The 13,350-nt window shown below is 66.5% G+C and carries 13 protein-coding genes and 1 riboswitch; of the genes, 8 read left to right on the forward strand and 5 right to left on the reverse strand.

Translation table 11 applies throughout. The annotated features are described in order from the left end of the window. Positions 1 to 60: 60 nt before the first annotated feature. Together ACFOSH_RS17625 and rsmA are read right to left on the reverse strand one after the other, a co-directional pair. Complete coding sequence (locus ACFOSH_RS17625) at positions 61 to 1,071, reverse strand: methionine ABC transporter ATP-binding protein (RefSeq protein WP_378240012.1); 1,011 nt, start codon at positions 1,069 to 1,071, stop codon at positions 61 to 63. 212 nt (positions 1,072 to 1,283) lie between these two features. Beyond that, positions 1,284 to 1,374, reverse strand: a riboswitch (SAM riboswitch). Between the two features lie 247 nt (positions 1,375 to 1,621). Then, positions 1,622 to 2,458, reverse strand: coding sequence for a 16S rRNA (adenine(1518)-N(6)/adenine(1519)-N(6))-dimethyltransferase RsmA (gene rsmA / locus ACFOSH_RS17630; RefSeq protein ID WP_378240013.1), 837 nt, complete (start codon positions 2,456 to 2,458; stop codon positions 1,622 to 1,624). A 41-nt stretch (positions 2,459 to 2,499) separates the two neighbouring features. On the opposite strand from rsmA, the gene ACFOSH_RS17635 reads away from it, so the two are divergent. The 3 genes from ACFOSH_RS17635 to ACFOSH_RS17645 all read left to right on the forward strand — a co-directional run bounded on the left by ACFOSH_RS17635 (position 2,500) and on the right by ACFOSH_RS17645 (position 4,253). Further along, the gene (locus tag ACFOSH_RS17635) at positions 2,500 to 2,778 is read left to right on the forward strand and encodes a hypothetical protein (protein WP_378240015.1); all 279 of its coding nucleotides are present in this window, start codon (positions 2,500 to 2,502) and stop codon (positions 2,776 to 2,778) included. A gap of 80 nt (positions 2,779 to 2,858) precedes the next feature. Then, complete coding sequence (locus ACFOSH_RS17640) at positions 2,859 to 3,083, forward strand: GNAT family N-acetyltransferase (protein WP_378240016.1); 225 nt, start codon at positions 2,859 to 2,861, stop codon at positions 3,081 to 3,083. Between the two features lie 147 nt (positions 3,084 to 3,230). Beyond that, positions 3,231 to 4,253 carry a DUF222 domain-containing protein gene (locus tag ACFOSH_RS17645; RefSeq protein ID WP_378240017.1) on the forward strand — a complete coding sequence of 341 codons (1,023 nt, stop codon included), beginning with the start codon at positions 3,231 to 3,233 and terminating at the stop codon, positions 4,251 to 4,253. A gap of 62 nt (positions 4,254 to 4,315) precedes the next feature. Here the strand turns inward: ACFOSH_RS17645 and ACFOSH_RS17650 are convergent, their stop codons facing one another. From ACFOSH_RS17650 to metG, 3 genes are all read right to left on the reverse strand, one after another. Continuing rightward, entirely contained in the window at positions 4,316 to 5,695 is a 1,380-nt protein-coding gene (locus tag ACFOSH_RS17650) for a transglycosylase family protein (protein ID WP_378240204.1), read from the reverse strand. A 396-nt stretch (positions 5,696 to 6,091) separates the two neighbouring features. Further along, positions 6,092 to 6,946, reverse strand: coding sequence for a TatD family hydrolase (locus tag ACFOSH_RS17655; RefSeq protein ID WP_378240018.1), 855 nt, complete (start codon positions 6,944 to 6,946; stop codon positions 6,092 to 6,094). A gap of 7 nt (positions 6,947 to 6,953) precedes the next feature. After that, positions 6,954 to 8,747: a methionine--tRNA ligase gene (metG, locus tag ACFOSH_RS17660; RefSeq protein ID WP_378240019.1), complete on the reverse strand. Its 1,794-nt coding sequence runs from the start codon at positions 8,745 to 8,747 to the stop codon at positions 6,954 to 6,956. Between the two features lie 62 nt (positions 8,748 to 8,809). Between metG and ACFOSH_RS17665 the strand changes: the two genes are divergently transcribed. The 5 genes from ACFOSH_RS17665 to ACFOSH_RS17685 all read left to right on the forward strand — a co-directional run bounded on the left by ACFOSH_RS17665 (position 8,810) and on the right by ACFOSH_RS17685 (position 13,350). Beyond that, positions 8,810 to 9,403 carry a PadR family transcriptional regulator gene (locus tag ACFOSH_RS17665; RefSeq protein WP_378240020.1) on the forward strand — a complete coding sequence of 198 codons (594 nt, stop codon included), beginning with the start codon at positions 8,810 to 8,812 and terminating at the stop codon, positions 9,401 to 9,403. Between the two features lie 88 nt (positions 9,404 to 9,491). Beyond that, positions 9,492 to 10,502 carry an ATP-binding cassette domain-containing protein gene (locus ACFOSH_RS17670; protein WP_378240021.1) on the forward strand — a complete coding sequence of 337 codons (1,011 nt, stop codon included), beginning with the start codon at positions 9,492 to 9,494 and terminating at the stop codon, positions 10,500 to 10,502. Then, the gene (locus ACFOSH_RS17675; protein WP_378240023.1) at positions 10,492 to 11,256 is read left to right on the forward strand and encodes an ABC transporter permease; all 765 of its coding nucleotides are present in this window, start codon (positions 10,492 to 10,494) and stop codon (positions 11,254 to 11,256) included. Before ACFOSH_RS17670 ends, ACFOSH_RS17675 begins: the two co-directional genes overlap by 11 nt. A 93-nt stretch (positions 11,257 to 11,349) precedes the next feature. Then, a complete protein-coding gene (locus ACFOSH_RS17680) occupies positions 11,350 to 11,964 on the forward strand; it encodes a glycoside hydrolase family 25 protein (RefSeq protein ID WP_378240205.1) in 615 nt (204 codons plus the stop codon). Between the two features lie 108 nt (positions 11,965 to 12,072). After that, positions 12,073 to 13,350, forward strand: a complete 1,278-nt coding sequence (locus ACFOSH_RS17685; protein WP_378240024.1) for an aminodeoxychorismate synthase component I — start codon at positions 12,073 to 12,075, stop codon at positions 13,348 to 13,350.

The raw sequence follows: 13,350 nt of genomic DNA on the forward strand, positions 1-13,350 counted from the left end.
TCAGACACGAACGGGCCGCCTCGGACAGATTTCGTCCGGGGCGGCCCGTTCGTGGAGGAATCAGGCAGCGACGCCTTGCGGTCCGCGGACCGGGTGGGTCACGTGGCCGCCACGTTCGGCGATCCAGGCGAGTGCGGCGTCCGCGCGTTCACCCCGCACACCGAGGCGGAACCGGCCGACCGGCGTGTCGCCGATCCGGGTCAGACCGCCCCCGATGGTGGCGAGTTCGACGTCGAAGCGACCGGCGGCTTCCGGCAGCAGCGCGCCGACCGATGCGAAGCCGACAAGCACGACGTCCACCGCGCGGTCGTACTTCGAAGCCTGCGCCCGGCCGGTCTCGATGGAGGGCAGCAGCGCCTGCGCGGTCCGGCTGTTCGGGTCGGAAACCAGGTCGAGCACGGATCCGCGTTCGATGATCGCCCCGGCCTCCAGGACCGCGACGTCGTCGCAGACACGGCGAACGACACCGGCGTCGGGAGTGGTGAGCAGCACGGTGACTCCGAGCTCGGCACGCGCACGGTCGAGCACGGTCAGGACCGCGCCGTACTCCTCGGGCTGCACACCCGCGGTCGGGTCGTCGGCCAAGAGCACGGACGGCCCGGCGGCCAGGGCCTTGGCGATGGCCACCCGGCGCAGCTGCCCCTCGGACAGGTCGCTCGGCCGCTGCCCTGCCCGGGGAGTGAGCCCGACCAGGTCGAGCAGGTTGCCGACCCGGTTGCGACGCTGCGGCCCATCGAGGCCGAGTTGCTCGAGCGGAGACGCGATGTTGCCGGCGATGGTGCGTTCGGCGAGCAACTCCGGTTTGGTGCTCACGACACCGACCTGACGGCGGATTTCGCGCAGCCGACGGCCGTCGAGGGTCCCAGTGTTGAGTCCGTCGAGGCGGACGACGCCTCGGTCGGGACGCTCCTGAAGCCCGATGCAACGAGCGAGGGTCGACTTGCCGGAGCCAGCCGGACCGACGACTCCGAACAGCGAGCCAGCCTGGATGTCCACGCTCACATCGCGCAGGGCGACGACGGGATTTCCGTTGAGGGGAAAGGACTTGGACAAGTTTTCGACAGTGATCACGAAAGGCTCCATGCAAATGGGGCGCCGCTTCTTTCGAGCGCGCCAACCGTCACCGAGTAACCGTCCGGAAACGGACGGATTTCAGAGGTAAGGGAAAAGACTCAGGCAGTAACGGTGGAGCGTCGACACGCACTTACCGTGCGGCGACCTTCATCAACGACACGTCGCCTGGTCAGCAGGAGCGGGTGGGTGACCCTGTTCATTAGGCACAGCCTCCATCGGTCCTGGCGGTAGCACCTGCCCTGTGGAGGGTGGTTGCTGCGACTTCGGCGAGCCAGGTCTCTCAGTCGCTCGGGATGGCTTACTGAGTAAAACCGATCCCACTGGATGAAAGCAAGCACGTAGGCGCAGATCACACGTCTGGTCGCGTCCACGATACAGGAACTGCTGTCCATATTTTGAGACAGCAACAGATACCTTTGTGCTACGACAAGGCCGCTGCCTGCTAAGACAGGAGTGGATCATGCAGATCGAGAAGAGGATTTACGCGCTCGTGCTGATATCGGCCGGCTCGCGTTCACGCGGTGCCGGTCACACCTGCAACAGGTGGTCAGCCCGCCGCCGCGGCGATCCGGGCGAACTGATGAACATCCAACTGCTCTCCGCGGGTCTTGGGGTCGATACCCGCTTTCTCGAGCAACTCCCCCGCGCGTTCGGCGGAGCCCGCCCATGACGCCAACGCCGCACGCAGAGTCTTCCGCCGCTGAGAGAAGGCGGCATCGACCACCGCGAACAAACGCTCACGCTCCACGGACGACACCACGTCGCCCCGTTCGAAAGCGACCAGTGCGGAGTCCACGTTCGGAACAGGCCAGAACACGGCGCGAGGCACCGCGGCGACCTTGCGCGCCTTTCCGTACCACGCGAGCTTGACGCTGGGCACGCCATAAGTCCGGCTCCCCGGACCGGCCGCCATCCGGTCCGCGACCTCGGTCTGGACCATCACGAGACCGCTGGTGAGCGACGGCAGCCCGGCGAGCAGGTGGAGCACGACGGGGACGGCGACGTTGTACGGCAGATTCGCGACGAGCGCCGTCGGCCGCGCGGGCAAGTCCTCCACCGTGATCCGCAGAGCGTCCGCCCTGACGACCGTCAGCCTTTCGGCCCCGCCCCGCTCGGCCACGGTATTCGGCAGCCGCCCGGCCAGCACGGGATCGATTTCGACCGCGACGACCTCGGCGCCGGTCGCGAGCAGGCCGAGGGTCAACGAGCCGAGGCCCGGCCCGACCTCCAGCACGACGTCACCTTCACCAACCCCCGAAAGGTCCACGATGCGGCGCACCGTGTTCGGGTCGTGCACGAAGTTCTGGCCGAGCTTCTTGGTCGGACGCACGTCCAGCTCGGCCGCCAGCGCCCTGATCTCCGCAGGACCGAGCAGTTCAGTCACCTGACGATCGTAACCAGCCCCCGGTAGGCCACGATTGGCCGGTGGACGACGTCGTACTCGATGGTGAGAAAGTCCGGCTGCGCGACTGTCGACCGTCCGACCTCCGGCCTCTCCGCGATCTACTCGATCCCGCGCGGCCTTGGCACGAAACGAACGGGCCCTACTTCGGCACCACGACCGCGGCGGCCGCCGAATCCACGGCACGCGAACTCACTGCCACCAAGGTCGATCGGCCCGATCCCCGCACCAGCCTCACCGTGTGCGACCTGAGTGACGGCAGGCTTATGGGCCGGGTCAGCTGGTACTGGGAAAGCAGGTAGACCGACTGGCGAAGGATGGGATTGGTCATCTATGACGAGCGATACTGGGGCGGCGGGTTCGGCACCGAAGCCTTGCGCTTGTGGACGACCTACTTGTTCGCCGCACCGACACCCTCCGCTTGGACTTCGACACGTTCTCGGGAAACCCGGGCATGATCGCCGTCGGGCGGCGGCTGGGATTCGCTGAAGAAGGCCGGTTCCGGCGTGCTCGACGCTGGCCCGGCGGCGTGCACGACGCCGTCGTCTACGGGGTGCTCCGTGAGGAATGGGATCAGACGGACAACGCGGGCAAGCAGCCGGATTGATCCCACGCCCACCATCCCAGTGGCATCTCCGAAACGACACGCCTCCCCCTCAAGAGTGGTCGGAGCGGTTTCACGCCGCCGGAGCGTGACGATCATTCGCCCGATCGATACCGTGCACTTGTTCGAATCTGGCCCGACAATTGAGGGATGACCAGCACAAGAATCCCCAAGACCTTCCCGCTGAACCTGCCGGAAGGTGACGCCGATCTGCTGCTCGACGAGTTGCAGACGCGGCTACGCGAAGGGCGGCGAATCGCCGCCGAAGTCGGCCAGATCCTGGCCGAGATCGAGTCACGTGGTGTCCGGGACCTCTACGGATACGACTCGATCGCCGTCTTCTACGAGCATGCCGCCCGGGTCACCCGAGCGGAGGCGCAGCAGGTGGCCGGTAGAGCACTGGCGCTCAACTCGAGACGGGCGCGCGACGGCACATCGACTCAACCCGTCGCGCCTTTGACCGGAGTCGCAGCCACGACCGGCGCGCTGGCCCAAGCCGGCATCGACCGGATCGTCACTGTCATGCGGAAGCTGCCCGAACAGGTCACAGCGAGCGCGCGGCTCGAGGCCGAGAAGGACTTGGTCGCTCTCGCCAGCGTTGCGAGACCGCGCGACGTCACGGTGAAAGCAACAAAACTCCTCGCGGATCTCGACCCGGACGGGAGCGACACTGAGGATCCCACTCCGAAACGCGAGCGAACCGAGTTCTGGTTGCGCCAGAAACGAACCGGCCGATGGGAGATGCGCGGCAACCTCGATCCAGAGACAGGCGCCCGCCTGAACGCGCTTCTAGCGCCGCTGACGTATCCGGCCCCGAACAGGGAAGCTGACGGCCGCACCCCCGCAGAGAGACGCGGTGACGCTTTCACCGAGATCGTCGATCTCGCAGAGAGCGGGCCGGAAATCCCTCTGCCGCGGCAGGCCCCGGAAGAGGGCACCGAGCGACCTCAGACCGCAGCTCCGGCCAAGAAACCCGTACACCGCCCCCAGAGCACCCAGGCGCGGCCTCAGACCCATTCAAGCCCGCACCACAGCGACGGTGACGTCCGAGAGGGCGCCGTAGCCGACCGATCCCAGAACGTAGCCCGCATACGGCCTACGCGCTGGTGGGCACGGCTGTCGAGACCGAGGACCGAGGACGCTACGCGTCCACAGAGGCCCTTAACGGCCTGAAGGCCACCTTGCGGGCGGGGAACCCACACGATGACCTTCAGGAAAGGAGGACTTAGCCGACGTCAGGCCTTCTTGCCACAGTGCGGCCAAGCACTGTAGCCGCCGCGGGCATCGCGAACCTTCTCGGCGACGGCGATCTGCTGGGCCTTGCTGGCCTGGTGCGGGTACGCGGCGTACTGGTCGCCACCGTAGGCATCCCAGGTGCTCTTGTTGAACTGCAGGCCGCCGTAGTAGCCGTTGCCGGTGTTGGCGGCCCAGTTACCGGTCGCCTCACACTGCGCGATGCGGTCCCAGGCGCCGGCGTCACCGATGGCCGGATCAGCGGGCTTCTTAGTTCCGACCTTGGTGATCTTGGACTTGGCCTCGGTGATGACCTCTTCCGAGACCTTCTCGCGGCCGACTTCTTTGCCGTTGCGCTTGGTGACCTTGTAGGTCACAGTCTTCTGGCCTGGGGTGCCCGGGTCCTCGACCTTGGTCTTGCCCTTTTCGAGCTCCGGGTCGTCGACCTTCTGCTCGGGCGGCGCGATTTCCTCGTTCTGCTTGACCATGGTGACGCCGGTCCGGCTGATGTGGACCTCGGCGCCGTCGACCAGCTTGACGTCAAGGCCACCGACGGCCTCGTCGTCCGGGCCGAGGGTCATCCGGAGCTCACCGAGGAATTCCTTGGTGGTGACCGAGTTGGTCTGAACCTTGTGCGGCTCATTCGCGCCGTCGAAGACGGTGACGTTCTTGAGGGTCTTGACCTCGACGGTCGTGCCCTCGATCGGGAGCTCGCCGTTCTGCGGGAGCGAGGTCCAGGTGCCGGACTTCGCGAGATCGGAACGGCCGAGCTGGTTCAGGGCCTCGCTGAGGTTGGTCGCGCGGACCCAGGACTCCTGCTGCGGTGCGCCATCGACGATCAGGTTCAGCTTGCGGCCGCGCTCGAGCTTGATGACGCCGCCGTCGCCCACCTCGGCTTGAGGCGAGGGCGAGAGCGAGTCGTGCGCGCCGACCGAGAGGCCGGCGTCTTCGAGGACCTCGCCGACCGTGTCGCCGAAGCTGTGGACGGTCTGCTGCTTGCCGTCGATGTCGAGCGTGACGCTCTTGTTCATCGCCATCGCGGCCGCGCCGCCACCGCCGAGGGTGAGCAGCACCGCCATGACGGTTCCCTTGAGGAAACGCTTCTTCCAGACGCGGGTCGCACTCCCGATGACCTCGTCCTTGGTCGCGACCTTTTTCGGCGCGCCCGCGGTGCGCTCCTCGGCGAGTTCGTCCGGAATGACGATCGGCGGGAGCATGGTGGTCTCGGCGCTGATGAGGCGGATCAGCTCGTCGACGTCGACGTCGATCTCGGCCATCAGGGCATCGGCATCAGGGCCGAGCGCGGCCAGGACGTCCTGGTGCGTGATGCGCGGGTCGTCGGAGTAGTCCAGCTCGCCGTACTGAGTGTCGCGGTCGAGCACGGCAACCGAACCGGCGGAAGCGAAGGTGTTCGTCTCTGCGCCGAGGCGCGAGCCATCCTGCCTACTGCTACCAGTCACTGGGTCGTTCCCTTTCCCAAGACGTCGAGGAGCTCGACAACCGCTCCACAACGTCCTTCGTCTCGATGCGCACTTCGGCACACCTCTAGAAGTCCGACACCCGCAGTCAGCGCCATCGTCACGGTTCCAGGCCGTACCGCTCCCGGTTCCGCTTCCCCGACGTGCACTGACGTGACTGTGGGCGTAACAGCCGGAAACCGCATGAGCGGATACCGACCGGCACGATCACGGGACAGTAACGAACCTCGCCGGGTTGCGCAAATACCCCCCGGAGTGTCGTGACGTTGGTCACTCATCTGAGTGGACCATTGATGATCACTAATGTCGCAATCCGTTCAACTGGGAGGTGACTGTCGGCAAACGGAAGACCCGCTCGGCGGTCACTCGCACCGCTTCGGCAACCTCGTGCACCGCCTCGCCCCTGAGCGAGGCGAGGTGGCGGACGGTGTAGGCGGCGCAGTAGGGCTCGTTCGGCCGTCCACGGAACGGATGGGGGGTCAGGAACGGAGCGTCCGTTTCGACGAGGTACTGGTCCGCCGGAACGATCCGTGCCGCCTCGTGGAGCCCGCGCGCGTTGCGAAAACTGACCGTTCCGGCGAACGAAAGCACGTATCCCGCGTCGACGCAGCGGCGAGCGACATGCTCGTCTCCCGAGAAACAGTGGAAAACGACCTGCTCGGGCGCCCCCTCCTCCTCGAGAATCCGGAGGACGTCGTCGTGAGCGTCTCGATCATGGATCATCAGCGGCTTGCCGATCCGCTTGGCGAGATCGATGTGCCACCGGAAGGCGTCTTGCTGGGCGTCGTGGGGCGAGTAGTCCCAGTAGTAGTCGAGGCCGGTCTCGCCGACCGCGACCACTCTGGGCTCCTTCGCGAGACTCTCCACTTCGGATTTCTCGTCCTCGCCGAAATCCTTGGTGCGCGTGGGATGGATCGCGACGGCGGCCCAAACCCTGCGGTCCCAAGTGGACGCTTGCGCGGCCCAGCGGGCGGATGCGAGATCGTCCGCGACGGTGATCACCCGCGAAACACCGGCGCGTTCGGCGCGGTCGACCATGGCCGTCACATCGGCCGCGGTGACCGCGCCGCACGCGTCGAGATGGGTGTGCGCGTCCACCACCGAAACCGGCAGCCGGTCCGGGATCGGGGGCAACTCCTTCTTCTGCTCGCCCATCAGCTGATCATTTCGAGATCGGCGCCCATTCGGGGCCCGTCTCGCCGAGCTCCGGGTCCAGCTTGGCGAACAACGGGGTCGGCTTCTCCAGCGGCTTGCCGACCTCGATCGGCACGGACTTCCAGCTCGCCTGCTCGGCCTTGTAGTCGCCGGTGATGATGGGGTTGATCCGGCCGGGGATGTCGAGGTCCTCGACTTCCTGCAGTTCGGGCTGGGCCGCCCAGATGCCGGTGCCGCCGAGTGCCTCGTGCACCTTCTGAGCCGAGTGGGGCAGGAAGGGGGTCAGCAGCGTGTTGGCGTCCGAGACGACCTGCAGGGCGGTGTGCAGAACACTGTCGCGGCGAGCGGGGTCGTCCTTCAGCTTCCAGGGCTCCTGGTCCGAGAGGTACCGGTTCGCGGCGGTGACGACGCGCATGGCCTCGCTCGCCGCCGCCTTGAACCGCGACCGCTGAAGGTGGGCGCCGGCGGTGTCGAACGCCTTGCGGGAGAGCTCCTTGAGCGCCTCGTCGGCGGCTGTGGGAGCGTCAGGACGCGGAATGGCGCCGACGTTCTTGTGGGCCATGGAGATGGACCGGTTGACGAGGTTGCCCCACTCGTTGGCCAGCTCGAAATTGGTCCGGCGGACGAATTCGTCCCAGGTGAAGTCGGTGTCCTGGGTCTCGGGCCCCGCGACCGAGATGAAGTAGCGCAGAGCGTCCGGACCGAACTCGCGCAGGAAATCGTGGACGTAGATGACCGTGCCGCGCGAGGTCGAGAACTTCGAGCCGCTCATCGTGAGGAACTCGCTGGAAACGATCTCGTCGGGCAGGTGCAGCTTGCCGTACTTGCCGGGCACGCCGCCTCGATCACCCTCGCCGTTGTGACCGAACAGCAGAGCGGGCCAGATCTGGGCGTGGAAGGTGATGTTGTCCTTGCCCATGAAGTAATAGGAGCGAGCGTCCGGGTTGCTCCACCACTCCTGCCAGGCGTCCGGATTGCCGGAGCGGCGCGCCCATTCGACGCTTGCCGAGAAGTAGCCGATGACCGCGTCGAACCAGACGTAGAAACGCTTGAGCGGCTGGTCGCGCCAGCCGTCGAGCGGAATCTTCACGCCCCAGTCGAGATCACGGGTGATCGGCCGCGGCCGCATGTCGTCGATCAGGTTCTTCGTGAAGTTGAGAACGTTCGGGCGCCAGTCGGTCTTGCTGGACAGCCACTTGCCCAAGGTCTCGACGAACGCGGTCAGGTCGAGGAAGTAGTGCTCGGTCTCGACGAACTTCGGCGTTTCGCCGTTGATCCGGGACTTCGGGTTGATCAGCTCGGCCGCGTCGAGCTGGTTGCCGCAGTTGTCGCACTGGTCGCCGCGCGCACCGTCGTAGCCGCAGATCGGGCACGTGCCTTCGATGTACCTGTCGGGCAGGGTGCGGCCGGTCGAGGGGCTGATCGCGCCGCGGGTCGTCTTGGGGACGACATAGCCGTTGCGGTGCAGCGCGAGGAAGATCTGCTGCGTGACCTCGGCGTGGTTACCTGTGGTGGTGCGGGTGAACAGGTCGTAGGTGAGGCCGAGTCCCTGCAGGTCCTGGCCGATCTGACGGGTGTACTTGTCGGCCGTCTGCTGAGAGGTGAGGCCTTCGTTGTCGGCCTGGACGGTGATCGGGGTGCCGTGTTCGTCGGTTCCGGACACCATGAGCACCCGGTTGCCGGCCATTCGCTGGTAGCGGGAGAAGACGTCGGACGGGACGCCGAATCCGGACACGTGGCCGATGTGGCGGGGGCCGTTGGCGTAGGGCCAGGCCACCGCAGTCAACACTGGGGTGCTCATGCTTGTTTAGCCTACGGACGTCGTCTAAGGCATTGTTGTCCGGGAGAGGATCGGAGGCCTAGGTGTCCGCCACGCGTCTGCTGGTGCTGGGTGTCGTGCGCATGTACGGGAAGGCACACGGCTACCAGGTCCGGCGCGAGCTTCTCTCGTGGGCGGCCGACAAATGGGGCAACGTCCAACCGGGTTCGATCTATCACGCACTGAAGAAGATGACCTCTGAAGGCCTGCTGGAACAGGTCGAGGACGTCGAAGCGGGCGGCGGACCCGACAGGATCGCGTACAGGCTGACCGAGGACGGGGAGACCGAGTTCCTCGTGCAGCTGGGCAGGGCGTTGTCGAGCGACGACGCGACCGGGTACTCGCTATCGGCGGCGGTCACGTTCATGCCGACTCTGCCCCGCCCGCAAGTGCTGGCCCTGTTGAAACAGCAGCTGGCGAACATGGAAGCGCACGCCCAGTCGACCCACTACGCCCGCGAACACGCCGTCGATCTGGGGAAGCCGCCACACGTGAGCGAGCTGTATCGGCTGTGGAGCGTGCACGCGGAAGCGAACGTGACCTGGATGAGGGACCTGATCGGCCGCCTTGAGGCCGGTGACTACGTGATGGCGGGCGAAGGCGACGACGAGGCTGTGTTCGGAACACCACCTAAGTAATCAAATTTGACTACGGAACGACTCCTAAGGCACAGTGCATCCGTCAGCTAGTCAAATTTGACTAGCTGGATATCGGAAAGGGGTAGACATGATCAAGGCACGCGGCCTTGAGCGGCGTTTCCGCCGCAAGGGCCGCAACGGGGGCGAGGTCCACGCCGTCAAGGGCGTCGATCTCGATGTGTCGGCCGGGGAACTGGTCGGCTTCCTCGGACCGAACGGCGCGGGGAAGACCACGACCCTGCGCATGCTGACGACGCTTCTCAAGCCCACCGCCGGCGAAGCGACGGTCGGCGGCTGCGACCTGCTCGCCGACCCACTGGGGGTGCGCCGGCGAATCGGCTACGTCGCCCAAGGTGGTGGCACCGCGCCGGCGAGCAAGGTCGTCGAGGAGATCGAGTTCCAGGGACGGCTGTACCGGATGAGCAAGGCGGACGCGCTCGCCCGCGGGGCCGTCCTCGCCGAGCAACTGGACCTGGCCGGACTCGACCAGCGGACGACCGCGACGCTGTCGGGCGGGCAGCGCCGACGGCTTGACATCGCGCTCGGGCTGATCCACTCGCCCGGTCTCGTCTTCCTCGACGAGCCGTCGACGGGGCTTGCCCCGCAAAGCCGCGCGAACCTGTGGGACCACATCCGCAGGCTGCGTGACGAGCAGGGCGTCACGGTCTTCCTGACCACGCACTACCTCGATGAGGCGGACGCGCTCTCCGACCGGCTGATCGTCATCGACGACGGGAAGATCGTCGCCGAAGGCACGCCGGACTCGCTGAAAGCGAGGGTTTCCGGCGACAGTGTCGTCATCGGGGTCTCACCGGAATCCGCGGCGGAGACCGCGGAGCTCGCGGGCCGCCTCGAAGGGGCGCACGAGATGACCGTCACCGACGGCACGGTGCGTTTCCGCGTGCCGCGCGGGGACACCGCGATGCCCGAACTGCTGCGGGCGCTGGACGCGCGTGGCATCACGATGACGTCCATGCAGGTGCACCGGCCGACGCTCGACGACGTCTTCCTGACCCTGACGGGCCGAAGCCTGCGCGATGCCGAAGAAGGCGCGCCTGTCGAGGACACTCCGGAGAAGGAGGCCACGCATGTTGCATGACACCTGGTTGATCTTCCGGCGGGACATGCTCGCGGCGTTGCGCAACCCGACCTGGCTCGCTATCGGCATCATGCAGCCGTTGCTGTACTTGTTCTTCTTCGGACCGCTTCTGGTGAAGGCGCTCAACGCACAAGGCCTGTCCGATGTGGACGGCTGGATGATCTTCACTCCGGCGATCATCGCGCAGCTCGCGTTGTTCGGCAGTTCCTTCGTCGGTTTCGGCCTCCTCGCGGAATTCCGCTCGGGGGTGGTGGAACGGATGCGGGTCACGCCGGTGAGCCGGGTGGCGTTGCTGCTGGGGAAGGTGCTCGCCAACGCACTGCAGACCGTCGTCCAGGCGTTGCTCATCATCGCGCTGGCGTATCTGGTCTTCGACCTGAACGCGCCGTTCGGTGGCGTCGTGCTCAGCCTGGTGATCGTCTTCCTTTTGTCGATCACGCTGGCGTCGTGCTCGTACGCGCTGGCGTTGACTCTCAAGAGCGAAGACGCCTTCCCCGCTTTGCTCAACGCGGTTCTCATGCCGTTGCTGCTGCTGTCCGGAATCCTGATCCCGATCACCGCGGGCTCGGCGCCGGATTGGCTGTACACGATTTCCCGCATCAATCCGTTCCGGCACGTGGTGGATGTCGAGCGGAACAGTTTCCGCGGTGACTTCTCGATGGACGCGCTGTTCACCGGGAGCCTCGTGGTGCTGGTCATGGCGGTTCTGGCCATCTGGTGGGGCTCACGGACCTTCCAGCGCGAAAACGCCTGAGACACGCTGAACCGAAAGGTCACCTTGCGACCGCTCCGCGGACGTAAGGTGACCTTTCGGACGTACTGGGGCGATATTCGAGGACAGGTGGCTTTGATCGATCCGGAAGGTGAGCACGGCGTCACTCTGTCCCACCGCGAGACGGTGACGGACTGGGCGGCGGTGCGCGGCGCCGACATCCGGTTCGCCTCGGTCACCGTGAGCGAGAACACCAACTGGCGGGACGCCGCCGCGGAACGCAATCTGGCCGGCGCGCAGCACGCCGGTATCCACACCGGAGCACGGCATTACGCGCGCCCCGGCGCCGTCCACGACCAGGCCGACCATTTCGTGCGGACGGCGAGCGCGCTCGGCGCCTTCGCGCCCGGTTCGCTCGCGCCGGCGCTCGAAGTGGAGGCGCCCAGCGTTGATGACCGGTTCATCAAGGCGTGGATCAAACACGTCCGACATGCGGCGCGCGTCGAACGTGTCCTGATCTACGCGGGTCTCGACTGCTGGACGGACCGGCTGCACCCGGACAAGTGGGCGGACAGCGAAGTGGTGCTATGGCTGGTCAAGCACAACGAAATCCCAGGGAGGCCGGGGTGGTTCCACTCGCGGCTGGGCTTGCACCAGCATGGTTTCGGTACCGGGCTGCCCGGCGTGAACGGTCCGATCGCCCAGGACACCGTGGTCTATCCGTTCAAGCTCGGGGACGTACTTTTGTAGTACTCACTCCGTGACGGCAGGTGTGCACGATGTCACCGTGTGGTCGCGGATCTCACTTTCCGCCGGAACGGGTTGCCTTTACTGCCATCCGGGCGGAGACAATGTCGCGTGCGGTTGATGTGCCGGAGGCTGCGGACGGACGTCGGGCCCGAGCGGGCGCTGGCGACTCTTGGGCTACGCGCGAAGGCACTCGGGCTCGCGCCACCGGCCGCGCTTTGCGGGGACTGGTTCTCTTCACGCGCGGTCATCGCGCTGAACGCTTCCCTGACTCCTGTCCTGGACGTCTCCGAAGCGTTCGCGATTCCCACTCGGATGCCCCGGATCCGTGACGCGGTGCCCGGCGCTGTCGGGGGCGGCTGGTTCGGTTACCTGAGTTACGACCTGACAGATCCCTCGGGCCGGTCCGGTGCTCTCCCTCCGGCGGTCTGGGGCTGGGTCGACCGGGTGCTGCGGCTGGACGCGGACGGTTCGTGGTGGTTCGAAGCGCTGGTGCCCGACAGCGATCCGGATCCGGTCGACGAAATGTCCGCGGTGGAATCCGCGCTCGCCGAGCTCCCCGAAGCGACGACCTGGAGTTCCGGCCCGCTCTCGCGGCCGCTTCCATCGGAGCACCACGACGCGGTCAAGGCGTGTGTGCACGCGATCGAAGCCGGTGAGCTGTTCCAAGCGAACATCTGCGCTCGCTTCAGCGGAGAGTTCGACGGCGATCCGATCGCGTTGTTCGCGGAGGGCACCCGTCGTCTGGGGGCCCGCCGGGCGGCGTTCCTCACCGGCGACTGGGGTTCGGTCGTGTCGTTCTCCCCCGAGCTTTTCCTTGCCAGGCATGGGCGGCATGTCCGGTCGACGCCGATCAAGGGCACCTTGCCGCGGCGGAACGCCGCCGACGAACATCTCGCCCAGCGGCTGCGGGACTCCACCAAGGATGTCGCCGAGAACGTGATGATCACCGATCTCGTCCGCAACGATCTCGGCCGGGTCTGCGCCACCGGCAGCGTGCGCGTCCCCGAACTGCTCGAGGTCCGGCCCGCTCCCGGAGTCTGGCACCTTGAGTCCACTGTGGAGGGATCGCTCGCCGACGGGATCGACGACGTGGCGCTGCTCGCGGCCACGTTCCCGCCGGGTTCGGTGACGGGCGCGCCGAAGATCCGGGCGCTGGATCTGATCGCCGAGCTGGAGACCACGGCCCGCGGTGTCTATACGGGCGCGATCGGCCTCGCTTCGCCGATCGCCGGACTGGAGCTGAACGTCGCGATCAGGACCTTCGAAGTCCACGAAAGCGCGATCGCGCTGGGAGTCGGCGGCGGGATCACCGCCGACTCAGACAGCGAAGCGGAATGGCAGGAATGCCTGCACAAGTCCGCTCCGCTGGAGCGCCTGCTCGGCTGA

The organism is Amycolatopsis speibonae (assembly GCF_042647925.1).
Taxonomy (GTDB): Bacteria; Actinomycetota; Actinomycetes; order Mycobacteriales; family Pseudonocardiaceae; genus Amycolatopsis; species Amycolatopsis speibonae.